This is a genomic window from Thalassobacter stenotrophicus (genome assembly GCF_001458315.1).
GTDB lineage: Bacteria > Pseudomonadota > Alphaproteobacteria > Rhodobacterales > Rhodobacteraceae > Thalassobacter > Thalassobacter stenotrophicus.
In genome coordinates, this window is sequence record NZ_CYRX01000025.1 from 294,324 (window position 1) to 318,119 (window position 23,796).

At 59.2% G+C, this 23,796-nt stretch carries 22 protein-coding genes; 10 read left to right on the forward strand and 12 right to left on the reverse strand.

Annotated elements, in window-relative coordinates; all coding sequences use genetic code 11:
* Positions 1 to 47: 47 nt before the first annotated feature.
* Positions 48 to 2,705, forward strand: a complete 2,658-nt coding sequence (gene alaS / locus THS5294_RS08500; protein ID WP_058123408.1) for an alanine--tRNA ligase — start codon at positions 48 to 50, stop codon at positions 2,703 to 2,705.
* Positions 2,706 to 2,764: 59 nt separating this feature from the next.
* Here the strand turns inward: alaS and THS5294_RS08505 are convergent, their stop codons facing one another.
* From THS5294_RS08505 to gyrA, 3 genes are all read right to left on the reverse strand, one after another.
* A complete protein-coding gene (locus THS5294_RS08505) occupies positions 2,765 to 3,973 on the reverse strand; it encodes an NADP-dependent isocitrate dehydrogenase (protein WP_058123409.1) in 1,209 nt (402 codons plus the stop codon).
* Positions 3,974 to 4,086: 113 nt separating this feature from the next.
* Complete coding sequence (locus THS5294_RS08510; RefSeq protein ID WP_058123410.1) at positions 4,087 to 4,683, reverse strand: transglycosylase domain-containing protein; 597 nt, start codon at positions 4,681 to 4,683, stop codon at positions 4,087 to 4,089.
* A 196-nt stretch (positions 4,684 to 4,879) separates the two neighbouring features.
* The gene (gyrA, locus tag THS5294_RS08515; protein WP_082644981.1) at positions 4,880 to 7,624 is read right to left on the reverse strand and encodes a DNA gyrase subunit A; all 2,745 of its coding nucleotides are present in this window, start codon (positions 7,622 to 7,624) and stop codon (positions 4,880 to 4,882) included.
* Between the two features lie 192 nt (positions 7,625 to 7,816).
* Between gyrA and THS5294_RS08520 the strand changes: the two genes are divergently transcribed.
* Complete coding sequence (locus tag THS5294_RS08520; protein WP_116903983.1) at positions 7,817 to 8,077, forward strand: usg protein; 261 nt, start codon at positions 7,817 to 7,819, stop codon at positions 8,075 to 8,077.
* Here THS5294_RS08520 and THS5294_RS08525 read toward each other — a convergent pair.
* Together THS5294_RS08525 and THS5294_RS08530 are read right to left on the reverse strand one after the other, a co-directional pair.
* Positions 8,064 to 8,648, reverse strand: a complete 585-nt coding sequence (locus tag THS5294_RS08525) for a nucleotidyltransferase family protein (RefSeq protein WP_058123411.1) — start codon at positions 8,646 to 8,648, stop codon at positions 8,064 to 8,066. The two genes, THS5294_RS08520 and THS5294_RS08525, sit on opposite strands and share 14 nt — an antisense overlap.
* The gene (locus tag THS5294_RS08530; RefSeq protein ID WP_058123412.1) at positions 8,645 to 9,571 is read right to left on the reverse strand and encodes a DMT family transporter; all 927 of its coding nucleotides are present in this window, start codon (positions 9,569 to 9,571) and stop codon (positions 8,645 to 8,647) included. Before THS5294_RS08530 ends, THS5294_RS08525 begins: the two co-directional genes overlap by 4 nt.
* A 176-nt stretch (positions 9,572 to 9,747) precedes the next feature.
* Here THS5294_RS08530 and THS5294_RS08535 point away from each other — a divergent pair, with 176 nt between their 5' ends.
* Complete coding sequence (locus tag THS5294_RS08535) at positions 9,748 to 10,341, forward strand: YceI family protein (RefSeq protein WP_058123413.1); 594 nt, start codon at positions 9,748 to 9,750, stop codon at positions 10,339 to 10,341.
* Positions 10,342 to 10,541: 200 nt separating this feature from the next.
* Complete coding sequence (locus tag THS5294_RS08540) at positions 10,542 to 11,129, forward strand: hypothetical protein (RefSeq protein ID WP_058123414.1); 588 nt, start codon at positions 10,542 to 10,544, stop codon at positions 11,127 to 11,129.
* Positions 11,130 to 11,201: 72 nt separating this feature from the next.
* On the opposite strand, the gene ilvC is transcribed toward THS5294_RS08540, so the two are convergent.
* On the reverse strand, positions 11,202 to 12,224 hold the full coding sequence (gene ilvC / locus THS5294_RS08545) for a ketol-acid reductoisomerase (RefSeq protein WP_038002451.1): 1,023 nt from the start codon (positions 12,222 to 12,224) through the stop codon (positions 11,202 to 11,204).
* Positions 12,225 to 12,358: 134 nt separating this feature from the next.
* On the opposite strand from ilvC, the gene THS5294_RS08550 reads away from it, so the two are divergent.
* From THS5294_RS08550 to THS5294_RS08560, 3 genes are all read left to right on the forward strand, one after another.
* Complete coding sequence (locus THS5294_RS08550) at positions 12,359 to 12,814, forward strand: Lrp/AsnC family transcriptional regulator (RefSeq protein WP_058123415.1); 456 nt, start codon at positions 12,359 to 12,361, stop codon at positions 12,812 to 12,814.
* Positions 12,811 to 13,263 (forward strand): Lrp/AsnC family transcriptional regulator, encoded by a 453-nt coding sequence (locus THS5294_RS08555; protein ID WP_058123416.1) that lies wholly within the window; start codon positions 12,811 to 12,813, stop codon positions 13,261 to 13,263. Before THS5294_RS08550 ends, THS5294_RS08555 begins: the two co-directional genes overlap by 4 nt.
* 150 nt (positions 13,264 to 13,413) lie before the next feature.
* Positions 13,414 to 14,553, forward strand: a complete 1,140-nt coding sequence (locus THS5294_RS08560; protein WP_058123417.1) for an aminotransferase class V-fold PLP-dependent enzyme — start codon at positions 13,414 to 13,416, stop codon at positions 14,551 to 14,553.
* Between the two features lie 6 nt (positions 14,554 to 14,559).
* Here the strand turns inward: THS5294_RS08560 and THS5294_RS08565 are convergent, their stop codons facing one another.
* Complete coding sequence (locus THS5294_RS08565) at positions 14,560 to 15,750, reverse strand: UbiH/UbiF family hydroxylase (protein ID WP_058123418.1); 1,191 nt, start codon at positions 15,748 to 15,750, stop codon at positions 14,560 to 14,562.
* Between the two features lie 64 nt (positions 15,751 to 15,814).
* Positions 15,815 to 16,477, reverse strand: a complete 663-nt coding sequence (locus THS5294_RS08570; RefSeq protein WP_058123419.1) for a pyrimidine 5'-nucleotidase — start codon at positions 16,475 to 16,477, stop codon at positions 15,815 to 15,817.
* 121 nt (positions 16,478 to 16,598) lie between these two features.
* On the opposite strand from THS5294_RS08570, the gene THS5294_RS08575 reads away from it, so the two are divergent.
* Positions 16,599 to 17,255: a GntR family transcriptional regulator gene (locus THS5294_RS08575; RefSeq protein ID WP_038002464.1), complete on the forward strand. Its 657-nt coding sequence runs from the start codon at positions 16,599 to 16,601 to the stop codon at positions 17,253 to 17,255.
* A gap of 14 nt (positions 17,256 to 17,269) precedes the next feature.
* On the opposite strand, the gene THS5294_RS08580 is transcribed toward THS5294_RS08575, so the two are convergent.
* Both THS5294_RS08580 and carA read right to left on the reverse strand, forming a co-directional pair.
* On the reverse strand, positions 17,270 to 19,330 hold the full coding sequence (locus THS5294_RS08580) for a glycosyltransferase (protein WP_058123421.1): 2,061 nt from the start codon (positions 19,328 to 19,330) through the stop codon (positions 17,270 to 17,272).
* A 97-nt stretch (positions 19,331 to 19,427) separates the two neighbouring features.
* Positions 19,428 to 20,576, reverse strand: a complete 1,149-nt coding sequence (carA, locus tag THS5294_RS08585; protein WP_038002465.1) for a glutamine-hydrolyzing carbamoyl-phosphate synthase small subunit — start codon at positions 20,574 to 20,576, stop codon at positions 19,428 to 19,430.
* Between the two features lie 176 nt (positions 20,577 to 20,752).
* On the opposite strand from carA, the gene THS5294_RS08590 reads away from it, so the two are divergent.
* Positions 20,753 to 21,205, forward strand: coding sequence for a GatB/YqeY domain-containing protein (locus THS5294_RS08590; protein ID WP_038002466.1), 453 nt, complete (start codon positions 20,753 to 20,755; stop codon positions 21,203 to 21,205).
* A 177-nt stretch (positions 21,206 to 21,382) separates the two neighbouring features.
* On the opposite strand, the gene THS5294_RS08595 is transcribed toward THS5294_RS08590, so the two are convergent.
* Together THS5294_RS08595 and ctaD are read right to left on the reverse strand one after the other, a co-directional pair.
* Complete coding sequence (locus tag THS5294_RS08595; RefSeq protein WP_058123422.1) at positions 21,383 to 21,895, reverse strand: DUF2244 domain-containing protein; 513 nt, start codon at positions 21,893 to 21,895, stop codon at positions 21,383 to 21,385.
* 5 nt (positions 21,896 to 21,900) lie between these two features.
* The gene (gene ctaD / locus THS5294_RS08600) at positions 21,901 to 23,574 is read right to left on the reverse strand and encodes a cytochrome c oxidase subunit I (protein ID WP_038002469.1); all 1,674 of its coding nucleotides are present in this window, start codon (positions 23,572 to 23,574) and stop codon (positions 21,901 to 21,903) included.
* On the opposite strand from ctaD, the gene THS5294_RS18345 reads away from it, so the two are divergent.
* Positions 23,573 to 23,743 carry a hypothetical protein gene (locus THS5294_RS18345; RefSeq protein WP_158508588.1) on the forward strand — a complete coding sequence of 57 codons (171 nt, stop codon included), beginning with the start codon at positions 23,573 to 23,575 and terminating at the stop codon, positions 23,741 to 23,743. The two genes, ctaD and THS5294_RS18345, sit on opposite strands and share 2 nt — an antisense overlap.
* Positions 23,744 to 23,796 lie beyond the last annotated feature (53 nt).

Below are 23,796 nucleotides of genomic sequence, written 5' to 3' on the forward strand. Positions count from 1 at the left end.
GCCGCGCAGCTACATCTGCGTGACGCTAGACACCCGTAGGATCCACCATGGCCAGCCTGAACGATATTCGCTCCACTTTTCTTAACTATTTCGAAAGAAATGGGCACCAAGTGGTGGACAGCTCCCCCCTTGTGCCGCGCAATGACCCGACCCTCATGTTTACCAATTCGGGCATGGTGCAGTTCAAAAACGTGTTCACTGGGTTGGAGCATCGTGATTACAAACGCGCCACGACCTCGCAGAAATGCGTACGCGCCGGGGGCAAACACAACGACCTCGACAATGTGGGCTACACCGCCCGCCACCACACGTTCTTCGAGATGCTGGGCAACTTTAGCTTTGGGGATTACTTCAAAGAGGACGCCATCCGTTTCGCGTGGGAATTGATCACCAAAGACTTCGGGATCGACAAAAACCGTCTTTATACGACTGTTTACCACACCGACGACGAAGCCTTTGAAATCTGGAAAAAGGTCGGTGTCCCCGAAGAGCGGATCATTCGGATCGCGACGTCTGATAACTTTTGGCAGATGGGGCCCACCGGTCCCTGCGGCCCCTGCACCGAGATTTTCTACGATCACGGTGAGCATATTTGGGGCGGTCCTCCCGGCTCTGCGGACGAAGATGGCGACCGTTTTATCGAGATTTGGAACATCGTTTTCATGCAAAACGAGCAGTTTGCTGACGGCTCGATGACGCCACTGGAAATGCAATCCATCGATACTGGCATGGGGCTGGAACGGATTGGCGCGCTGCTTCAGGGCAAGCACGACAACTACGAAACCGACCTGATGCGCGACCTGATTGAGGCCTCGGCAAACGCCACGAGCGTGGATCCCGATGGGCCGAAAAACGTGCACCACCGGGTAATCGCAGATCACCTGCGTTCGACCTCATTCCTGATTGCCGACGGCGTGATGCCCTCGAACGAAGGTCGTGGGTACGTACTGCGACGGATCATGCGCCGCGCGATGCGTCATGCCCACCTTTTGGGCGCGCAGGATCCGCTGATGCACCGTTTGGTCCCCGCTTTGGTGCGCCAGATGGGGCAGGCGTTCCCTGAGTTGGTGCAGGCCCAGTCGATGATTTCCGAGACTTTGTTGCTTGAAGAAGAACGCTTCCGCACCACACTGGATCGCGGTCTAAAGCTATTGGACGAAGAGCTAGCAGGCCTTGGCGCGGATGACGCGCTGCCTGGTGCATCCGCGTTCAAACTGTACGACACCTACGGTTTCCCGCTCGATCTGACCCAAGACGCTCTGCGTGAAAAGGGTCGCTCGGTCGATACTGAAGGTTTCGATGCCGCGATGGAGGCCCAGAAGGCCAAGGCCCGCGCGGCGTGGTCCGGTACTGGCGAGACTGCCGACGCCGCCGTTTGGTTTGAGATTGCCGACACCCACGGCGCGACTGAGTTCCTGGGCTACGATACCGAAAAAGCCGAAGGTCAGCTGCTCAGCATCGTTAAGGATGGTGCAGAAATCGCAAACGCGGCGGCAGGCGATAGCGTCGCATTCGTCCTGAACCAGACCCCGTTCTACGCCGAAAGCGGCGGCCAGGTGGGGGATACGGGTACCCTCAAAACCGACACGGGTGTTGCGTGCATCACCGACACGCGCAAAGCGCACGGTGTGTTCATGCACATCGCAGAGGTCACAGAGGGCACGATTTCCACCAGCCAAGCGGCTGAGTTGGAGGTGGATCATTCCCGCCGGACTGCGATCCGTGCTAACCACTCTGCCACGCACCTTTTGCATGAGGCGTTGCGCGAAGCCTTGGGTGATCACGTTGCACAGCGTGGCTCGCTCAACGCTGAGGACCGTCTGCGGTTCGACTTCAGCCATGGCAAGGCTCTGACCCCAGAACAGCTTAAGACAGTTGAGCAAGAGGTTAACGCCTATATTCGCCAGAACACCGCCGTTGAGACACGCGTGATGGCGCCGGATGATGCGCGTGCGCTTGGGGCGCAGGCGCTGTTTGGTGAGAAATATGGTGACGAAGTGCGTGTGGTGTCGATGGGCACACAGGCGGGTTCGGGCAAGGGGACGTCAGGTGCGACCTACTCACTGGAACTGTGCGGCGGGACCCATGTGCGCCAAACCGGCGACATCGGGTTGTTCGTCACGCTTGGCGATAGTGCCTCTAGCGCGGGAGTACGCCGGATCGAAGCTCTGACAGGGGCCGCCGCTTTCGAATACCTTGTGGCGCAGGATCAGCGTTTGGCCGACGCCGCGTTGGTCATGAAGGCGCCCGCCGCCGAAGTGCCAGAGCGTGTTAAGGCCCTCATGGAGGAGCGTAAGGCGCTGCAAAATGAAGTGGCAACCTTGCGTCGTGAGTTGGCCATGTCTGGTGGTGCTGGCGCACCCAAGGCCGAGGCGCGTGAGGTCGCGGGCATGCCCTTTATGGCGCAGGTCCTGTCCGGCGTGTCGGGCAAAGATTTGCCAAGCCTTGTCGATGGTTACAAAGAACAGCTTGGCTCCGGTGTGGTCCTGTTAATCGCGGATGCGGACGGCAAAGCCGCTGTTGCCGCGGGTGTCACCAAGGACCTTACGGCGAATGTATCGGCCGTTGATCTGGTCCGCGCCGCAGTCGCAGAATTGGGTGGTAAGGGCGGCGGTGGGCGCCCCGACATGGCCCAAGGCGGCGGCAAGGATGCCGCAAACGCCGAGGCCGCAATCAAGGCCGCCGAAGCGGTTTTGGGCAGCTAACACTCTAATCAAAAAAAGCGCCCCGTCTGGATCAGACGGGGCGCTTTTTATTTCATCGCTCAAAGGGCGGCTTGCAGGTTTTCGTCGATCTTTTCGAGAAACCCCATCGTCGTGAGCCACCCCTGATCCGGCCCCACCAATAGCGCCAGATCCTTGGTCATAAAGCCGCTTTCGACCGTATCGACAATCACCTTTTCAAGTGTTTCGGCAAAGCGCATCAGCTCTGCGTTGTGGTCCAGCTTGGCGCGGTGCTTTAGGCCCCCAGTCCATGCGTAGATCGACGCGATGGAGTTGGTTGACGTCTGCTCACCGGCTTGGTGCTGGCGGTAGTGGCGGGTGACGGTGCCGTGTGCGGCCTCGGCCTCTACGATCGCGCCGTCGGGGGTCATGAGCTGCGATGCCATCATTCCGAGGCTGCCAAAACCCTGCGCTACGGTGTCGGATTGCACGTCGCCATCGTAGTTTTTGGTGGCCCAAACAACCCCGCCGTTCCATTTCATCGCGCAGGCGACCATGTCGTCGATCAGGCGGTGTTCATACCAGATGCCGGCGTTTTTGAATTGGTCCGCGAATTCGGCATCGAAGACCTCCTGAAACAACTCAAGAAACCGTCCATCATATTGTTTTAGAATGGTATTTTTTGTGGAAAGATACACGGGCCATCCGATGTTGAGCCCGTAGTTGAACGATGCGCGCGCAAAATCACGGATGCTATCGTCAAGGTTGTACATCCCCATGAACACTCCGGCGGAGGGGGCGTTAAACACCTCGCGCTCATCCACAGTGCCGTCTTCGCCCACGAATTTCATCGTCAGTTTACCCGGCCCGGGGAACTTCATATCCGTGGCTTTGTATTGGTCGCCAAAGGCGTGACGGCCGATCACGATCGGCTTGGTCCAGCCGGGCACAAGCCGCGGCACATTACGGCAAATGATCGGTTGGCGGAACACGACGCCGCCCAGAATGTTGCGGATCGTCCCATTCGGTGATCGCCACATCTGCTTGAGTCCAAATTCCTCAACACGCGCTTCGTCCGGTGTGATGGTCGCACATTTGACGGCGACCCCAACTTCTTTGGTCTTTTCAGCGGCGTCGATGGTGATTTGGTCGTTCGTTGCGTCGCGGCTCTCGATCCCAAGATCGTAGTACAGCAGATCAATATCGAGATAGGGCAGGATCAGTTTGGTCTTGATGAAATCCCACATGATGCGGGTCATCTCATCGCCGTCCATCTCAACGATGGGGTTGTCTACCTTGATTTTGGTCATGCAATGCGCCTTTGGGTTATGCGCACACATGTTTGCGCGCATCAGAACGAGTGATGCGCGTATCTGTATGTATACGACGGTATACAGTCAAGTGTTTTGGGGAGGGCGCAGTGTCAGTCCCGCAAAACACCCAAATAGGCAACGCGGGATGGGGTGGGGGCAGCGGCGGGTGAAATCGCGCGACCACCGCCCATTGCTGCCACAAGACTGCGGAATTCGTCATCCGTCAGTTCGGCAGGGGACCGATCAAATGCCACCTCCGAAGCCTTAAAGAACCCGATGATCCACGTCCCGTCAGGCGCGTGGCCCATATCAACGCGATCAAGAAACAACGCAAGTTGCGCCGTTTTTGGCAAGCGCTCATCAAGAGCGAGGGTGTAGGTCAGGCGGCTGACTTTCCCAACGCCGGGCACCATACTGGCAATTGAGACAGGGCGGGCGAGGGTTTGTGTCACGGTGCCATCGGTCGCGGGACCGCGGGTTTTGAGGTCGACACCATTATGGCGAAAGAAATTGGGGTCTTGGGTCGCAAGCACCTGTTCGACCCGGCCGGGGCCCAGATCATGCGCGCCGCGGCCCTGAGCGATCAAGGAAGCGGCCTCAACAATGAGGTCAGGTGCATCTGTGCGGGCCTGATGCCAGCCGGTATAGGCTTTCGCCACAACCAAAATCGCCAACACACTCAGACAGCCGGTAAACCAACGTCCCATGTACAACTCCTCCTATGCGGTGCCAATTTCGGCTCTCACACTGTATGCGGTAGTATACGGGTTTGGGTTGAAAATCAATAATAGGATGCGACAATCTGCCATGTGCATATCTGCCATGCCTAAAAGACATGGCACGATGCCCATGTTTTCAAATGTTTGCGCTAAAGGGGGGGGCTAACTGCCCGCCACCTCGCCGCTATTCTGCGGCGGGTTCGTCTTCGGTTTGCTCTGCAATCCACGCAACAGAGACGACTTCCTCGTCTTTGCTGGTGTTGAACACCTTCACGCCACCCGCACTGCGCGAGCGGAACGAAATGCCTTCAACAGGGCAGCGGATGGACTGACCCTTGGATGTCGCGAGCATGATCTGATCTTCGATCTCAACCGGGAAGGAGGCAACGACCGCCCCACCGCGCATGCCTTTGTCGATGGCTTGCACGCCCATGCCGCCACGCCCGCGGACGGGATAATCGTGCGAGGACGACAGTTTGCCCGTGCCCTGCGCCGTAATCGTCAGGATCAAATCCTCAGCGGCGGACATCTGGGCATAGCGTTCTGGATCGATCGTGGCATTGGCGCTGACGTCTTCGTCGTCGGTGCCAACCTCGGCGTCGTCCGCAAGGCCCGCAACCGCGCGGCGCATCTTGAGGTAGGCGGAACGTTCGTCTGGCGTGGCCTCAAAGTGGCGGATCACGGCCATGGACACGACGGTGTCATCGCCCGTCAGGCGAACGCCGCGCACCCCGGTTGATTTGCGCGATTGGAAGACCCGCACATCCGTTGAGCGGAACCGGATCGCGCGACCCGACGAGGTCATCAGCATGACGTCGTCATCCTCGGTGCAGATGCGCGCGTTCACCATGGTGACGCCCTCGGGCAGTTCCATCGCGATCTTGCCGTTGCGCATGACTTTGGCAAAATCGGACAGGCTGTTGCGGCGCACATCCCCGGCAGAGGTCGCGAAGACGATTTGCAGGTCCGACCAGTCCTCTTCGGGGCGGTCCACGGGCATCACGGCGGCGATTGAGACGCCCGCGCCAATCGGCAGGATGTTGACCAGCGCCTTACCTTTGGAGGTGCGGCCGCCTTGGGGCAGGAGCCATGTTTTCAACTTATAGACCATGCCGTCCGTTGTGAAAAACAGAAGCGGTGTGTGTGTGTTGGCGACGAACAACGTGGTGACCACGTCTTCTTCCTTGGTGGCCATGCCAGCCGTACCCTTGCCGCCGCGCTTTTGCGCGCGGAAATCCGCAAGCGGCGTGCGTTTGATGTAGCCGGCCGAGGTGATGGTCACGACCATATCCTCACGCTCAATCAAATCCTCATCGTCCATGTCGCCGGACCAATCGACGATCTCGGTGCGACGGTCGACGGCAAAGGCTTCGCGCACTTCGCGCAACTCGTCCGAGATGATCGACAGGATCCGCGTGCGGGAGCTGAGGATATCGAGGTAGTCTTTGATGGCCGCCGCGAGGCTTTCCAGCTCATCCGTGACTTCCTTAACGCCAATTTGTGTGAGGCGTTGCAGGCGCAGTTCAAGGATCGCACGGGCCTGCGTTTCGGACAGGTTGTAGGTGCCGTCCTCATTCATCTTGTGGGTCGGGTCGTCGATCAGCGTGATGTAGGCGGCGATTTCGCCTGCGGGCCAGCGGCGTTCCATCAGGGCGGCGCGCGCCTCAGCTGCATCGGCTGAGCGGCGGATCGTGGCGACCACTTCGTCGACGTTCGACACGGCCACGGCGAGACCGCACAAAATGTGCGACCGCTCGCGCGCCTTGCGCAGATCATAGGCCGTACGACGCGCGACCACGTCTTCGCGGAAATCGATGAACGACGTCAGGAACCGGCGCAGGGTCAGCTGCTCAGGGCGGCCACCGTTAAGGGCCAACATGTTGCACCCAAACGAGGTTTGCATGGGCGTGAACCGGAACAACTGGTTCAGAACGACCTCTGCTGTGGCATCACGCTTAAGCTCAACCACGACGCGCACACCAATCCGGTCGCTTTCGTCCTGCACGTGGGCGATGCCCTCGATGCGTTTTTCCTTGGCCATTTCGGCGATCTTTTCGATCATCGTGGCCTTGTTCACCTGATAGGGGATCTCATCGATGATGATGGCGTAGCGGTCCTTGCGGATCTCTTCGACGCGAGTTTTCGCCCGGATCACAACCGAGCCGCGCCCTTCAAGGTAGGCTTTGCGCGCGCCGGACCGACCCAGCATAATCCCGCCCGTGGGGAAGTCGGGGCCGGGGATGTAGTCCATCAATTCCATGGAATCGAGATCGGGCTTTTCGATCAGAGCGAGGGTCGCATCAATCACTTCGCCAAGGTTGTGCGGCGGAATGTTTGTGGCCATACCAACGGCGATACCACCCGCGCCATTGACCAGCATGTTGGGGAACCGCGCAGGCAGAACCGTAGGCTCGCGGTCTTTGCCGTCGTAGTTGTCCTGAAAATCGACCGTATCCTTGTCGATATCCGCCAAAAGCGAAGCGGCGGGTTTGTCCATCCGCACCTCGGTATAGCGCATGGCCGCAGGGTTATCCCCGTCCATGGAACCAAAGTTGCCCTGACCATCGAGCAAGGGCAGTGACATGGAGAAATCCTGCGCCATCCGCACAAGCGCGTCGTAAATCGCGCTGTCGCCGTGGGGGTGGTATTTCCCCATCACGTCCCCAACCGGCCGCGCCGATTTGCGGTAGGATTTTTCATGCGTGTTGTTGGTTTCGTGCATCGCATAAAGGATGCGACGGTGAACAGGCTTGAGGCCGTCGCGCAGGTCCGGAATGGCCCGCGAAATGATCACCGACATGGCATACTCGATGAACGAGTTCTTCATTTCATCGGTGATATTGATCTGTGGTCCGGCATGGGTGCTGATTGGCCCGCCGCCCTCTGAATTTTCATCATTGTTTTCAGGGGTTTGTGGGGTATCGGTCACGCGGCCTCCGTGGACCTGTCGGTCCCGCTAGATTTGGTTCCCCGCACTATAGCAGCCCCTTTATATGGGGTGCAATGCCCAAGAACACCGCCCTTGGCACCGGTCTGAGCGGAGTGCTAACACTTTGTGTTTATTGACTATTCACCAATTTGTGGCAGGCTGGTGGGATAAGGCAACACATTGGAGTGTCTGATGGAAACTGAATTGATGCTGAAGGGGTATGGATTAACCACCGCGCAGATGTATTATCACATGCCGGATTATGCCCATGTTCTCAATACCTTCACCTGGCAGGAATATGATATTGGGCCGGATTATCCCAAGCTATTTAAGTTCATTGAATTTTGGCAGCGAGAGATTGAAGGCCCGCTTCATTCTGTCGAATTCACCCACCGGAAAATGATCGCACCGGGGGAATGGCGCAACGTAACGGGCGAATTTACGCTTCATTAACGCGGGCGCGCCAGGTCGCCCAATCCTCAGGCGTATCAAGGTCGGTGATCGCGTGCTCGTCGGGGAGGGCGATGCGTCGGGCGCCGTTGGCCTGCACGATAGGTTTTGCGCCCGCGTCACCCGTCAATCGCGCAATGTCTGCGTAGTATTTCGCGGGAAAGATCACGGGTTGGCCGGGGCGGCCATCGGCGGTGGTGGCTTGGATGATATCCTGCGGGTGGGCGCGATGTGCGGCCAACAAGGTCTCCATGTCTTGGGTCGTGATGTCGGGCATATCTGCCAGAACAACCATGGCCGCAGGGGCCGTACAGCCCGCAATCCCGGCCCGAAGGGAGGCCGACATGGCCCGCTCTGGCGTTGTGATAATCCGCGCGGGGCTATCGGTGATCCAAGCGCGCCGCTTTGCGTCCCGCGCATGCAGGACCACGGTGACGTTCCCACTGGCCGCACAACACCGCCGTAGCTGCCGCAGGATTAGGGGTGTTCCGTCAATGAATTCAAGAAGTTTGTCGGCGGGCTTCATCCGGTTTGAAGCGCCCGCCGCCAAGAGGATAATGGCCACGTCTGTCATGTTGTCACCCGTGTGCGTAGGTCGCGCAATGTGGCCCACTGGCTGATCGCGAGCCCTGTTAGGATAAGCATAAGGGCCGCGAAAAACCGCCCCGGTAGCGCCTCGGATAGGATCAGCGCGCCGAGGATCATAGACCAAACGGGCACCTGATAGTTGACCAGCGTCATAAAGCTGGGCCCTGCTGTGCGGATCACCGCGACCCGTAAAAGAGCGGCAAACGCGGTGGGCAGTAGGCCAAGAAGGATGATCGCCAGCGTTGGGATTGTGGCCGTTGGGGTGGGCACACCCTCGGTCAGCAGCATCAGCGGGATCAGGACAACCGCCCCCAGCACGAGACCCACCGCAGACAACACGATGGCATCAATTGCAGGGGTCAAGCGTGTCGCGATGGATGAGATCGCATAGCACATCGCGGCCGCAAGGCACGCAAGCCGTCCCAAGGCCACCAAATCTCCGCTGCCAGCGGCAAAGATGCCGGGTCCAAGCAACACCAATGCCCCTGCAAACCCCATCAAGAAACCAACCGTTTTGCGCAGGCTCAGCTCATCGCCCGGCACCATGAAGTGGGCAAACGGCAGAACGAACAAAGGCACCGCCGCCATCGAAAGCCCAGCAAAAGCTGAAGGCACATGTTGCTGTCCCCACGCGAGCAACACAAACGGGATCGCCGTAGAAAACAAAGCGCCGACAACCACATAGACGAACAACCGCCATGACCAACGCGGCCAAGGCCGCCGCAATGCCACGCACAGCGCCAGCAGGGTCAACGCGCCCAATGTGGTGCGCGCACAGGCGACTGTGATCGGGCCGTATCCGCGCAAGGCGACTGAAATCACCATGAATGTGCCGCCCCAAATCAGGCCAAGGACCGCGATAGAGAGCCAGTTTGTCGGGGTGGGTGCAGAGACGGGAGTGCTATTCATAAATGCGATGTACCCTGCGCGCGACGCCTGCGCCAGTGCCGCATTTTCGGGCTCAGACTTGCCTCACGCTAACGTAAGGTCAATTGTTTGGCGGCACGCCGCGCTTTCGGGTTATTATCTTGGGCAGGGCCCCGCAGAAGCGCCCACCTTTATTCATATTTTTGGGAGGATCCCTCATGACTTTATTCAACATCACGGCGTCAGCCATGGCGCTGGCCCTCATGGCCCCCATGGCTGTGGCAGAGACATGGACCCTGAACGGCGACATGTCGAACATCGCGTTTGGCTCGGTCAAGAACGAGTACAATGGCGAGGTGCACCACTTTAGCACCCTGTCGGGCAGCGTCGATGCGCAGGGGCAGGTGGTGGTGTCCGTGCCGCTCGCCTCGGTCGAGACAATGATCGACATCCGCAACGAACGCATGCGCGAGTTGGTGTTCAAAAATAGCCCCACGGCGACTGTTTCGGCCACCGTTGATATGGTGGCTCTGGACAAGCTGGGCGTGGGCGAGAGCATGGTCGCTGAGACCGAGGGCACCCTGTCTCTCTTGGGGCAGGAGGTTGCGCTGTATAGTGACCTCTTCGTGATCCGCGTGGGTGAGGACAAAGTGATGGTGACGACCGATGGGATGCTGATGCTCGCCACCGATGAGTTGGGCGTCGACGCGGCGATCGATCAGCTTCAGGACATCGCGGTCCTAGACAGCATTACGCGTGTGTCACCTGTCACCGTGCGGCTGGTTTTCGATTCTGACACGCCCGATAGCTAAGCATATAGGCGGCGTATTTTGCCCGCCACGTGCACAATCCCGCTGGGATCATGGCTTTGATCCCAGCGGCTGACCAAACCTCCACAGTTTTGCCGCAAAGGGTCTTGAAACTTATTGTTTTCAAAGAATTATCTTTGTTGTGCCACATTTGCTCTCTACTCGTTCAAACCAATTAACCACGTTTGAAGAAAGAGAATTCAATGATCGTGATAAAGCCAATTTTGGCATCCGCATGTCTCGCGGCGTTCATGGCTTTGGCCAGCTCAGCGTCCGCTGCAACCGTCGTGTCCGGCACCGTGTGTGAGGGCGGCGTCGCGCCCGCGATTTCCGCCTCTGCGTGCGATATGACGCTGGGCGATTTTGGGAACACGCCGTCTAGGTTTATCCTAACGCCGGGCGGGGCTTTTGGCCTTTATGGCGGTGTGGCGAATGGCAGTCGCGCGGACCAGTACCTTGATACTTGGATGATCGATTTCGGTGCGGACCGCTATAATCTGTCGTTCAACTGGGCGCCCAAACGCAACAGTAATTTTGACGGGTTCTTGTTTGTAAACAATGCGTCTTACGCGTTTGATACGGCGATTAATCCCACGGGTGCGAGCATTTCGCTCGGCGCGCTTAGCGGTTCGGTCGCGTTCATTGTGAACCCGATCTTGGGCTCATTCGTGCCGCAGGAGCGCGGCACATGGGATCTGCAGGTATCACCGGTGTCATTGCCCGCAAGCTTGCCGCTTCTTGCGCTGGGTCTGGGTGGTTTGGCCTTTGCGCGCAGGCGGACTGCGGCTTAGTCCCAAAGCCTGTCCATCAAACAAAAAGGGCGCCCCAATCGGGACGCCCTCTCGCATGTCTCAAGCGCGGTCTTAGTTGCGCTCTTTGTCGACCATTTTGCCTGCGGAAATCCAAGGCATCATGCCGCGGAGTTTCTCACCGGTGGCTTCGATCTGGTGCTCATCGTTAATGCGACGGGTCGCTTTGAACGAAGGCTGGCCAACAGCGTTTTCGAGCATGAAGTCGCGCACGAATTTGCCGTTTTGGATGTCGGTCAGAACCGCTTTCATCTTCGCTTTGGTTTCTTCGTAGGGGAGGATCCGTGGGCCGGACACATACTCGCCGTACTCAGCTGTATTCGAGATCGAGTAGTTCATGTTCGCGATGCCGCCTTCGTAGATCAGGTCTACGATCAGCTTCACTTCGTGCAGGCACTCGAAGTAGGCCATTTCGGGTGCGTAGCCAGCTTCTACAAGGGTTTCGAAGCCCATGCGGATCAGTTCAACCAGGCCGCCGCACAGAACAGCTTGCTCACCGAACAGGTCGGTTTCGCACTCTTCGCGGAAGTTGGTTTCGATGATGCCGGAGCGGCCGCCACCGATGGCGGAACAGTAGGACAGACCGATTTCCAGCGCTTTGCCGGATGCGTCTTGGTGAACAGCCACAAGGCAAGGCACGCCGCCGCCTTTGGTGTATTCGCCGCGCACGGTGTGACCGGGGCCTTTGGGGGCCATCATGATGACGTCAACGCCGGGCTTGGGCTCGATCAGGCCGAAGTGTACGTTCAGGCCGTGGGCGAATGCGATAGCCGCACCTTCGCGCAGGTTGTCGTGGACGTACTTTTTGTAAGTCTCAGCCTGAAGCTCATCGGGCATGGTCAGCATGATGACATCACACCAAGCAGCGGCTTCCGCGATACCCATTGTTTTCAGGCCTTCGCCTTCGGCTTTTGCGATCGAGGGCGAGCCTTCGCGCAGAGCAACAACAACGTTCTTCGCGCCGCTGTCGCGCAGGTTCAGCGCGTGGGCGTGGCCCTGCGAGCCGTAGCCGAGGATGGCAACTTTGAGGTCTTTGATCAGGTTCACATCGCAATCGCGATCGTAGTATACGCGCATGTCAGTCCCTTGCGGTAAGAGTTTCGATTGAGGGCAGCATAGGCATGCATACAGGGAATTCGAGGGTAAATACCCCAAAATTTACGCATTATGCGCGACTTTTATTCATCCATATTATACTATATGCAGGTTTCATGCTTGATGATGCCGACCGTCGCCTCTTGCGCTATTTGCAATCCGATCCCGAAGCACCGGTATCGGACATTGCGGATCGCGCGGGCCTGCAACCCACCACCGCCGCCCGTCGCTTGGACCGGTTGCGCGCCCAAGGCGTGCTGCGGGGCAGTCACGCGGTGATCGATTGGGCCGCCCTTGGCTACGCAGTTGAGGTGTCTCTCCGCTTTACCCTCGAAAAAACCCAAGCCCGCGCATTTGACGAATTTCAGGCCGCGGCTCGCAACATCCCCGAAGTGATCGCGATCCAGACATTCCTGGGCCGCGTCGACGTGCGCCTGTCCGTGATCGCACGCGACATGGCGGATTACCAACGGCTTTACCGTGATAGCATTCTCACGCTGCCGCATATCGCAGACATTGAGGCGCTGATGCATGTGGCGACCCTCAAAACCTCGGAAACCTTGCCGATATGAGTTGGGACGAAACCGATATGGCGATTTTGCGCGTGGTCCAACAGGACGCGACGCTGGGGGCAGGCGCCGTTGGCCGCGCCGTTGGGCTAAGCCAACCTGCGGTTTGGCGGCGGTTGCAACGGTTGCGCGAAGCGGGGGTGATTGCCGGACGCCGCGTTGATCTGGACGTCGAAAAACTGGGTTTCGGTGTGACAGTATTTTTGGGGGTTAAGCTGGCCACCAAGGGCCGGGTCAGCCTTGAGGATTTTGAGCGCGCTTGCATGTCCATCCCCGAGGTGCAGACGGTGCAGCACGTCCTTGGCCTATATGATTACCGCTTGCGCGTCGTGGCCCGCGACCTGAGCGATTTTGAACGGGTGCTGCGTCGGCGGATCATGACATTGCCCGGTGTGGGCAACGTTGAGGCGAATGTGCTGCTGAGCGAAGAACGCCGCCCCGGCCCGATCTGAGCAAATCGCAAGCCGCCACAATCCGCACGCCGTGTAGCGGATCGGAAACCATCGCAGCGCAATTCCCGCCAGAAACGCGAATGTATACCCAAATAGACTTTGCGCGACGCGACCTCCGCGCGTATCGCTGAAAAAAATGGAGGAACTTTCATGGCTGCCTTGCTGGACACAGTGGACCCCGATGGTCTCGAAGAATTTTCGGTCGTGTTTACGGACCGTTCGCTCAATTCAATGTCGACCGCGTTTCAGGGTGTCATGACTGACATCTCGGGGATGCTCAAAGACGTCTATAATGCTGACCACGTCGCGTTGATCCCCGGTGGCGGCACCTTCGGGATGGAGGCCGTTGCCCGCCAACTTGGCACTGACGCCCATGCAATCGTCGTGCGTAACGGGTGGTTCTCATACCGCTGGAGCCAGATTTTTGAGACCGGGCATTTCACGAGATCCTGCACCGTGATCAAGGCGCGCCAACAGGGCAACACGGTCACAGCACCCTTCGCGCCCGCGCCGATTGAGGAAGTTGTGGCCAAGATCCACGAAGAAAAACCCCAAGTGGTTTTCGCCCCTCACGTTGAGACATCCGCCGGTGTGATCCTGCCCGATGACTACATTACGCAATTGGCGCAGGCGGCCCACGCCGTCGGCGGCTTGATGGTGCTCGATTGTATCGCCAGCGGCTGCGCATGGGTCGATATGAAGGCCACTGGCGTCGATGTCCTGATCTCTGCCCCGCAAAAAGGCTGGTCCGCGTCGCCATGTGCTGGGCTCGTGATGATGTCCGACCGGGCCCGCGAAGTTGTGATGGCCACCCAGTCCAACAGCTTTGCGATTGATCTCAAAAAGTGGCTCCAAATCATGGAGACATATGAGAACGGCGGCCACGCTTATCACGCAACGATGCCCACCGACGCCCTGCGGGTGTTCCGCGATACGATGATCGAAACCCGCGACTACGGCTTTGCAAAGCTTAAAGACCAGCAATGGGCTTTGGGCGATGGTGTGCGCGCTATTTTGGCGGCACGCGGGGTCAAATCCGTTGCGGCCGAGGGTTTTGGCGCGCCGGGCGTTGTTGTGAGCTACACCGACAACCCTGAGGTTCAATCGGGCCGGGCGTTCCTTGCGCAGGGCACGCAGATTGCGGCAGGCGTCCCGCTGGAATGTGATGAGCCTGAGGGCTTTGCGACCTTCCGCATCGGGCTGTTCGGTCTTGATAAACTATACGATGTCGAGGCGACCTTAACTCGGCTGACCCGCTCGTTGGATGCGGTCATTCCGGCCAACACCTAAGGGCATTTACCCCCGCGCGCCGAGGCCAAGTTCCATCATGGCCCGGCGCACCGGCGTCACGTCGTGCAACATCTGCATGCCGCGTGCGCGCAATGCTTGGACCATCGGTTGACCGGCCTGCGAGGTGCGGTTCAGGGTCGTAATCCCCGCCACCCGCGTCGCGACATCCTTATACCGGGCGCGGTGATAAGCCTCTAGCATCCCAGCGCTGCCCATTTCGTGGGTCGTGCTCAGATCCAGAAGGGCGCGAATATCTGCAAGGCTCATGTTCAAACCCTGCGCGCCGATGGGGGGCACGACATGCGCGGCCTCGGCCATCAAGGCTGTTCGTTCCGCATCAAACCGTTCAGCGATTTGGCTGATGATCGGCCAGATCGTCAGACGTGAGGCCAGCTTGAGCCGCCCCATCACACCGGCGGATCGGTCGTTCAGCTCAGCCTCGAACGCATCAGGCGCAAGGTTCATCCGGCGCAGGCTTTCGGGGCCATCATCCATCCACACAATCGCAGAGCGCGGCTGCCCATCACGGTCGGGCAGGGGCACAAGCGTGAACGGCCCGCCGGATCGGTGCACCTCGGTTGAGACATTGTCGTGGGGCATCGGGTGCGTGACCGCAAACGCCAATGCCTTTTGGCCATAACGCGTGGTGCGCACCGAAATGCCCGCCTGTTCGCGCACGGGACTGTTGCGGCCGTCGGCGGCGATCACAAAGGGGGTCGTGATCCTGGTGCCGTCCGATAGGGTCACGCGCGCCTCATGGGTGCGGGTCTGAACGCGGGCCGTGGCGGTGCCGGGGCGGAAATCGACGTTTGGCAAATCGGCCAAGCGGGCCACCATTTCGCGGCGCAGTAACCAGTTGGGCAGGTTCCAACCAAAGGGCGCGTCGCCTAGATCACTGCTTTCAAAATCGCGCACAACAGGCTCACGCGCGGGGTTTGAGGCATCGACGATCCGCATCGTGTGCAGCGCGCTGGCAAAGGGGGCAAGCCGATCCCATAGCCCGGCTTCCTCTAGCAAGGCGCGGGCCGGTTGCAGAAACGCGGTACTGCGCAGGTCCGCGCCAACCGCGTCGCCGTCGGTGATCGGCGGTGTCGGGTCCACAAGCGTGACGCGGTGCCCGCAGGCGCCAAATGCGGCCGCTGCGGTCAAACCGGCCACACCGCCGCCCGAGATCAGAATGTCGGTGGTATCATGCATGGATACTGCCTCCCTTCCGCACACCTAGGCCGCGGGCGTTGAGACGGCCAGTGCGCAGGCCGCCTCAATCAACAATCTGCGCCAGAAAGTCGCTCAGATCGTGGGTGTGATGGTGGATGTGCTCGCCGCGCGGGCGGGTTTCGGCAACCAGTACCGTGGCCATGCCCAGTTCGTGCGGGACCTGTAGGTTGCGCGGTTCATCCTCAAACATCGCGGCACGGCGCGGGACGAGGTTGTCCTTGGTAAAGACGGTGTCAAAGGCGGCGGCATCAGGCTTGGGCTGATAGCCCGCGTGTTCCACCCCATAAAGCGCGTCAAACAGATGGCTCAGGCCGCGTGCCTCAAGGACGCGCGCGGCGTAGGGCGCAGTCCCGTTGGTGTAGACGATGCGTCGCCCCGGCAGGCGCGCGATCCGGTCTGCCAAAGTCGCGTCACGGGGCAGGACAGAAAAATCAATGTCGTGCACATGGTCCAGAAATGGGTCCGGATCGATCGCGTGTTCGCGCATCAATCCCGCAAGGGTGGTGCCATGGGTGCGCCAGTAATGCGCGCGCAATCGGTCCGCCTCGGCGAGATCGACACGCAGGGTACGGGCCACGTAGTCCCGCATTCGGACCTCGATTTGATCGAACAGGCGCACGTGGCTGGGGTAAAGCGTGTTGTCCAGATCGAACACCCACGTGGTGACATGTTCAAACGGCAGCGGCAGGGTGGTGGATATCGTCATAGCGCTGCACCTTAGGCGCTAGGATGCGGGGGGCAACCCGTCCTTTGGGTCTTGTTCTGCGCTTGATCCCGCGCGGGCAGTCTGCATATCATGGTATACGATTATGGCAGGCGGGGTTCACGTGGAAAAAACATCGCAAAAAGACGCCTATGGGCTGATCCTAGAGGCGATCGATGTGGGCACGTATCGCCCCGGCGACCGCTTGGTCGAGAGCGAACTTGCGGAGCGGTTTGGCGTCTCCCGCACCCCCATTCGTGAGGCATTGCAACGGCTTGAGACCCAATCGTTACTGACGCGCGATGGGCGGTCCTTGATCGTGGCGTCGTTGGACCACGACCAGATTGCTGAACTGTATATCGTGCGTACCGAGCTGGAGGCGCTGGCCGCCAAGCTGGCCGCAAAACACGCAGCCCCCGAAGAGATCAAGGTCCTCTTCGACATGGTCGAAGATGACCGCGCGCTGATTGATGACCCCAAGGCGCTGAGCCGGGCCAATCGTCGGTTCCACACGCAGATCCATCTGGCCAGCCACAACCGGTATCTGGTGCAACAATTGGACTTGGTGCATCGCTCCATGGCGTTGATGGCCACGACGTCGCTGGCCGCAGAGGGCCGGGGAGAGTTGGCATTAGAAGAGCACAGCCGCGTCGTGCAGGCCATTGCCGATGGCGACGGAGAGCGCGCGGCAGAAGAGCTGCGCGCGCATCTGAGCGTGGCGTTTGAGGTTCGGCTTAAGGAAGAATCCGAGCGGATCATGGCCTCGGGCGGGCGACGGTAGAACTGCCCGCGGGTTCACGAAATTCGCCGGATCGTCCCATCGGTGCCAACCTTGATCACGGGCACCTTGGTCAACTGATCGGGCAGGGCTTGGATGTTGGGGCCTCGGTCCTTGATGGGCGTGCCAAAGATCACCGGTTTACGTTCAATCCCCGCAGCTTCGGGCGTCTGAACGTCGTGATCGGCCCCGCCAAATGCGCCATGCTCGGTCTTGTCCCAATAGAACGGTTTGCGCACAGTTTCGAAGAGCGCCTTGTAGGTCGATAGCGTCGTGAGCTGAAAATATGGCAGCGTCAGGGGCACCCATGGCCGCAAAAATCTAAGGTGGCTGGCGCGGCACGCGACGAGGGCAAGCGTGATCGTCAGAACCGTGGCCATCGTAAAGACCAGCGCCATCGGCCACACGGCCCACTCCGGCAACAACGTCATGATCGGATGATGCGTCCCAAAGGCAACGACGACCGTGCTCCATAACAAGGGGGCCAAGGCTGCGTTCAGGATCATGCCCAAAAACATCATGTGAAACCCCAGCCATTTGCGCAGGCCAAGGTCGCGAAGTAGTTGAATTGGCTGGCGATTATGGACCACCCAAGTCATAAAATAGCCCTTGTTCCAGCGTGAGCGTTGCTTGACCCAAGGCCAAGTGGCGGCGTTCGCTTCCTCATGGGTGGTGATGTCGACCATCTCCGTTTCATAGCCCAACCGGGCAAGGCGAATGCCCAGATCGGCATCCTCGGTCACGTTGTGCGCATCCCAGCCGCCCAGTTCACGCAACACATCTCGGCGGAAAAACAGCGTGGTCCCGCCCAAGGGTACGGCCAAACCCATGCGTTTGATCGCGGGTAAAAACAGGCGAAACCACGTGGCGTATTCGATGGTAAAGCAGCGAGAGACCCAATTTTGCCGGGGGTTGTAATAGTCCAGACGGCCTTGCAGGCAGACGACCTTTTTGGGCGCGATGGCAAAGCGGTTGGCCACCGCATGGAGTTGCCGGGCCTCGGGGGCGTCTTCGGCGTCGTAGACCCCAACGATGGAGCCGCGCGCGAAGTTGAGCGCGTAGTTCATGGCACGCGGTTTGGTGCGGGGCGTGCCATCGGGCACGACGATGACCCGAAACCACGAAGGGATTGCCGCACGGGCCAGCGCCATGCGCGTTTCGATATCGTGTTCCTCAACAATCAGGCAGATGTCGAGCAATTCGCGTGGATAATCGAGCCGCGCCATGCGTTGCACCAACGGCCCCGCGATCCTTGGCTCTTTGAACAGAGGTACGAACAGCGAAATGATCGGCCGCTTGGTTTGCGATCCGTGGTCGCGGTGTGAATGGAACTCGCTCTTGTCCTCTGTCAGGTGAAACCAAAGCGCTGTGCCCTTGAAAATCACGTTGCTGATCAAAAGGGCGCAGGCCAGCAGTGACAGGACCGCCAGCGTCATCGTCGTATAAAACAAAAGGTTAAAGATCAGCACGATACACAGGGTAGGCACCACCAAGCTAGACAAGCTGGTTGCCCAATTGCGACACGACATGCGTTCGGGGACCTTCGCCTCGGCCCGGCGGGCAAGGGCTTTGCCGTGACCAAGGGCGATGGCCTTTAACACCTCAACCTCAGGGGCGAGAGTGAACAAAACGTTGCCCAAACCGGGGGGCAGTGCGGCGCGGATCTGGGGGATTTTGTCCGGGTTCGACGTGGCAAGGATCAACATCCCGCCGGTCTGCGACCACGGCACCACTGTGTGTTGGAGGCACAATTCCCAAGGGACAGACCGGATCATATCCAAATCGTGCGGGGGCAGGGCGGTGTCCGCAAACCCGATGCCGTATTGCGCCGACAACGCCATCATCAAGTCACGCTCGGTCACCCATCCGTTCGCAATCAGGATGTCGCCCAAACGGGCATCCTCGCGCAGTTGCAGCGCTAAAGCCTTGGCCAGATTGCCGGGTGAAATCGCCCGTGCGTCAAGCAGATACGCCCCAAGGGGCGAGGCGTGCTCCGCAGTGGACGCGGCGCGCTTTTTGGGGCCCATCAATGGGGGAACGCGCGTCGCTTGGACGAGTTTTAGAAACTGGGTGGACATCAAGAACCTTTACAATCAGGTCCTTGAAAGACGCTATTGGTAAACAGAGAGTTAATGAGACCGTTAAATTAACGCATTAACTCAATATGTTAACCAATTAGGCGGGTAACTTTAACGCGTTCCTGAAACGTTCGAAAAGATACATTGAGTCCATGGGACCCGGGCTCGCCTCTGGGTGGTACTGCACAGAGTACACCGGACGGTCCGCCATCCTGATTCCGCAGTTCGATCCGTCAAACAGCGACACATGGGTTTCGATCACGCCTTCAGGCAGCGATTGGCTGTCGACGGTGAACCCGTGATTCATAGAGGTGATCTCTACCTTGCCGCTTTCGAGGTCCTTGACCGGGTGGTTCGCACCGTGGTGGCCGTGGTTCATCTTGATGGTCTTGGCGCCCAGTGCCAGCGCCAGCATTTGGTGCCCGAGACAGATGCCAAAGATCGGCAAATCCGTGGTGTCGAGGATTTCGCGGATCATGGGCACGGCATATGCCCCCGTGGCCGCCGGATCACCAGGGCCGTTGGACAGGAACACGCCGGCGGGGGAATGGCTTTTGATGTCGGCGGCAGTGGCCGATGCGGGCAGCACGGTCACATCACAACCGGCCCACGCCAAACAGCGCAGAATGTTGCGTTTTGCGCCGTAGTCGATGGCCACAACCTTGGGGGCTGGGCCTTCGCGCTTGGGGTAGCCTTCGGGCCATGCCCAGCGGCTTTCGTCCCATGTGTAGCTCTGGGCGCAGGTTACCTCTTTGGCCAGATCCAGACCCTCAAGGCCTTTGAATGCGCGGGCGGCTTTGACCAAGGCTTCGATGTCGAAATTGCCCTCGGGGTCGTGGGCCAGTGCCACGTGCGGCGCGCCCTGTTGGCGGATCGCGCGGGTCAGACGGCGGGTATCAACGCCGCCCATGCCAATGCGGCCCTGTGCAGCAAGCCACGTGCCCAGATCCTGGGCGTTGCGCCAGTTGGACGGCGCGGTCGGGTCCCATTTGACAACCATGCCCGCGGCGGCGGACTGTCCGGTTTCGTCATCCTCGGGCGTGGTGCCAGTGTTGCCCACGTGGGGGAAGGTAAAGGTCACGACTTGGCCCGCATAGGACGGGTCCGTCATGATTTCCTGATATCCGGTCATTGCGGTGTTAAAGCACAATTCGGCGACGGACAGGCCCGTGGCGCCAAACCCGTGTCCGTAGAACACGGTGCCATCCGCAAGGGCCAGACAGGCTGTGGGGCGGGGGTCTGACATGATGGTCTCCTAGCGGCTGATGGGGTTCGGCAAATTGGCCACGGTTTAGGCGCGCGGGGCAGAGGGGTCAAGCGTCAAAGGACCTTGATCGGTGGGTTCAGACGCGCTTGGGTTGTTTGTCGCGGGGGGCTGATATATGTGACGCCCTTTCTCGGGTGTGAGCAAGGAACAAGACGATGGATATGCGCGCTAAAATCACCGCAGCTTTGAAAGACGCCATGAAGGCGAAAGACGCCACACGGTTGTCGACGCTGCGGCTTATCAATGCGGCGATCAAGGATCTGGACATTGCCAAGCGGACCGAAGGCAGCACCGTGGGTGATGCGGACGTGCTGCAAATCCTTGGCAAGATGGTTAAGCAGCGGCAGGAAAGTGTGCGCGCCTATGAAGAGGGCGGGCGGCTTGAACTGGCCGAGCGGGAGCGTGAGGAAATCGCGATTCTTGAGGATTACTTGCCGCGCCAACTGTCTGAGGCAGAGATTGACGCCGCCGTCGCGACCGCCATTGCCGAAGTGGGTGCGACCAGCATTCGCGACATGGGCAAGGTCATGGGCGCGCTCAAATCTAAGTACACCGGCCAGATGGATTTCGGAGCGGTAGGTCCAATGGTCAAAGGCCAACTGTCCTAAGGGCTATCTGCTCATGTGAACAGGGCGCGGGCCAAGCGGCCCCTGCCGACCCTTTCGCGGTTTATTCATAGGGGCGACAACGCCCCGGTAAATAAGCGCATCTTTTCTTCTGAGTATGTCGAATGAAAAAGCCCCGCGCCCTGCCGTAGATCCGGCAAAGGTGCGGGGCTTTCAGAGCTATTGCGCGGTCTTGGTCCGCGCGAGCGCATCTAGCAACAGATTGTGCAACTCGGCCCGTTCGTCTGGGGTCAGAAAACGGCCCAGCTCCACATCACGTGCGCCACCGCGCAGGGTCAGATAGTTCTCAACTGGTTCGGAGTGCAGCTCGGCCCGGACCCAGAACGGATTGGCCTCCCACGATTGCTTTGGCGCGCGGGGGTTGGTCCGTAGGATCGAGATCAGCTCAGGCGTGAGGGTCAGCTGTTCGCGCAGCGTGCCATCCTTCCATGAGCGTTTGAGCAAGCACCACACAAGCGTGACGGTCGCCGCGATGAACGGCAGCAAGAACCACAGGGCCGCTGTACCAACCACCGACAAAAGCGGCAGCGCAAACAGCATGGATGTCGCCCCGATGAATATCACAAACCCCTTGGGGGTCAGGCTTTGGTGCGGCCACAGCGTGATTTCGAGGGTGGGTGTGGAAAGGGCCCCGGAATGATCCGGAGCCCCCTTTGTAACCTGGAAAGGCATTGTGCCTAGTGCCCCGGCTGCTTGTCCCACATGTCGCGGGTCGGCAGTTGCTCGAAGGTGTGCTCCGGGGGTGGGTTGGGCAGGGTCCATTCCAGCGTATCGGCATATTCCCCCCAGTAGTCGGCCTCTTTGATCTTGCGACCGGCGACGAGCGTGTAGGCCACGATGCCGATGAAGAACAAGAAGGAGGCAAAGCTGAGGAAGGCGCCGTAAGAGCTAATCTGGTTCCAGTAGGCGAATGCCTCTGGGTAGTCGATGTAGCGGCGTGGCATGCCTTGGTTGCCGAGGAAGTGCTGTGGGAAGAACGTGATGTTGGTCCCGATGAAGAAGGTCCAGAAGTGCAGTTTCCCGGCCCACTCAGGGTATTGGCGACCCGACATCTTGCCGATCCAGTAGTAGATACCGGCAAAGATACCGAATACAGCACCCAAGCTCATCACGTAGTGGAAGTGCGCCACAACGTAGTAAGTGTCGTGATAGGCGCGGTCGATACCAGCTTGGCTGAGCACGATCCCTGTCACACCACCAACGGTGAACAAGAAGATAAAGCCCATCGCAAACAGCATCGGTGTGCGGAAGCTGATGGAGCCGCCCCAGATCGTTGCAATCCAAGAGAAGATCTTAACGCCTGTAGGCACCGCGATGATCATAGTGGCGATCATAAAGTACGCTTGCTGGCTGAGGCTCATGCCGACGGTGTACATGTGGTGCGCCCAGACGACGAAGCCGAGGGCCCCGATGGCGACCATAGCGTAAACCATGGGCAGGTAGCCAAAGATTGGCTTGCGCGAGAAGGTTGCAACAATGTGGCTGACGATGCCGAAGGCAGGCAGGATCACAATGTACACTTCAGGGTGACCAAAGAACCACAGGATGTGCTGGTACAGAACCGGATCACCGCCACCCGCTGGGTCAAAGAAGGTTGTCCCAAAGTTACGGTCCGTCAGCAGCATGGTGATCGCACCAGCCAGAACGGGCAGAGCCAGAAGGATCAGCCATGCGGTCACAAAGATCGACCAAGCAAACAGCGGCACTTTGTGCAGCGTCATGCCGGGGGCGCGCATGTTGAGGAAGGTTGTGATGATGTTGATCGCACCCAGGATCGAAGAGGCGCCCGATACGTGCACCGCAAAGATCGCAAGATCCATCGACATACCGCCTTCGTTCACCGACAGCGGCGGGTACAGAACCCAACCAACGCCAGAGCCCGCTTGACCGTTACCGCCTGGCGCCAACACAGAGGCCACAGCCAGTGTTGTACCTGCGAAAAACAGCCAGAACGACAGGTTGTTCAAACGCGGGAATGCCATGTCCGGCGCACCGATGTGCAGCGGCATGAAGTAGTTTCCGAAGCCGCCGAACAGTGCGGGGATCACAACAAAGAACATCATCAAGATGCCGTGCCCAGTGATCAGCACGTTCCAGAGGTGTCCGTTGGGGGTACATTCGCCAATAGCCGCCGCCGTCAGGCGCGCGCCTTCAAGGCACATGTATTGCACACCGGGTTCCATGAGCTCGAGGCGCATGTAAACCGTGAATGCAACAGAGATAAAACCGGCAATGCCGGAGACGATCAGGTACAGAACCCCGATGTCTTTGTGGTTTGTCGACATGAACCAGCGGGTGAAAAACCCAGGTTTCGCGTGGTCGTCGTGTCCCGTAAGGGCTGCGTCCGCCATGGAAAGCTCCCAATTGTTATGTGGCAGTGGTGCGGGGGTCCTTCCCGCACAATTTATTGAGTGTTCTTCTAGTGATCATATGCGCCAAGAGCAATATGAGTGGCAGAATTTAGTGGCGCAAAATGTCGCGGTTTTGATCTGGATCAAAGTGCCGACCGACCTGTTGTGAGTGAGGTGCGCACGACCGTGTTATGGGCGGTTATCCACAGGTTTTTGGGGTCT

Bases quoted from the DNA above. Each gene is read 5' to 3' on its own strand.
- THS5294_RS08590 (WP_038002466.1), top strand. From the start codon at position 20,753: ATGGATATGCGCGCTAAAATCACCGCAGCTTTGAAAGACGCCATGAAG.
- THS5294_RS08510 (WP_058123410.1), bottom strand. From the start codon at position 4,683: ATGGGACGTTGGTTTACCGGCTGTCTGAGTGTGTTGGCGATTTTGGTT.
- THS5294_RS08505 (WP_058123409.1), bottom strand. From the start codon at position 3,973: ATGACCAAAATCAAGGTAGACAACCCCATCGTTGAGATGGACGGCGAT.
- THS5294_RS08570 (WP_058123419.1), bottom strand. From the start codon at position 16,477: ATGACGATATCCACCACCCTGCCGCTGCCGTTTGAACATGTCACCACG.
- carA (WP_038002465.1), bottom strand. From the start codon at position 20,576: ATGTCAGACCCCCGCCCCACAGCCTGTCTGGCCCTTGCGGATGGCACC.
- THS5294_RS08565 (WP_058123418.1), bottom strand. From the start codon at position 15,750: ATGCATGATACCACCGACATTCTGATCTCGGGCGGCGGTGTGGCCGGT.
- THS5294_RS08595 (WP_058123422.1), bottom strand. From the start codon at position 21,895: ATGCCTTTCCAGGTTACAAAGGGGGCTCCGGATCATTCCGGGGCCCTT.
- THS5294_RS08560 (WP_058123417.1), top strand. From the start codon at position 13,414: ATGGCTGCCTTGCTGGACACAGTGGACCCCGATGGTCTCGAAGAATTT.
- ctaD (WP_038002469.1), bottom strand. From the start codon at position 23,574: ATGGCGGACGCAGCCCTTACGGGACACGACGACCACGCGAAACCTGGG.
- THS5294_RS08580 (WP_058123421.1), bottom strand. From the start codon at position 19,330: ATGTCCACCCAGTTTCTAAAACTCGTCCAAGCGACGCGCGTTCCCCCA.
- THS5294_RS18345 (WP_158508588.1), top strand. From the start codon at position 23,573: ATGGAAAGCTCCCAATTGTTATGTGGCAGTGGTGCGGGGGTCCTTCCC.
- THS5294_RS08520 (WP_116903983.1), top strand. From the start codon at position 7,817: ATGGAAACTGAATTGATGCTGAAGGGGTATGGATTAACCACCGCGCAG.
- THS5294_RS08550 (WP_058123415.1), top strand. From the start codon at position 12,359: ATGCTTGATGATGCCGACCGTCGCCTCTTGCGCTATTTGCAATCCGAT.
- THS5294_RS08555 (WP_058123416.1), top strand. From the start codon at position 12,811: ATGAGTTGGGACGAAACCGATATGGCGATTTTGCGCGTGGTCCAACAG.
- THS5294_RS08525 (WP_058123411.1), bottom strand. From the start codon at position 8,648: ATGACAGACGTGGCCATTATCCTCTTGGCGGCGGGCGCTTCAAACCGG.
- alaS (WP_058123408.1), top strand. From the start codon at position 48: ATGGCCAGCCTGAACGATATTCGCTCCACTTTTCTTAACTATTTCGAA.
- THS5294_RS08530 (WP_058123412.1), bottom strand. From the start codon at position 9,571: ATGAATAGCACTCCCGTCTCTGCACCCACCCCGACAAACTGGCTCTCT.
- THS5294_RS08540 (WP_058123414.1), top strand. From the start codon at position 10,542: ATGATCGTGATAAAGCCAATTTTGGCATCCGCATGTCTCGCGGCGTTC.
- ilvC (WP_038002451.1), bottom strand. From the start codon at position 12,224: ATGCGCGTATACTACGATCGCGATTGCGATGTGAACCTGATCAAAGAC.
- THS5294_RS08535 (WP_058123413.1), top strand. From the start codon at position 9,748: ATGACTTTATTCAACATCACGGCGTCAGCCATGGCGCTGGCCCTCATG.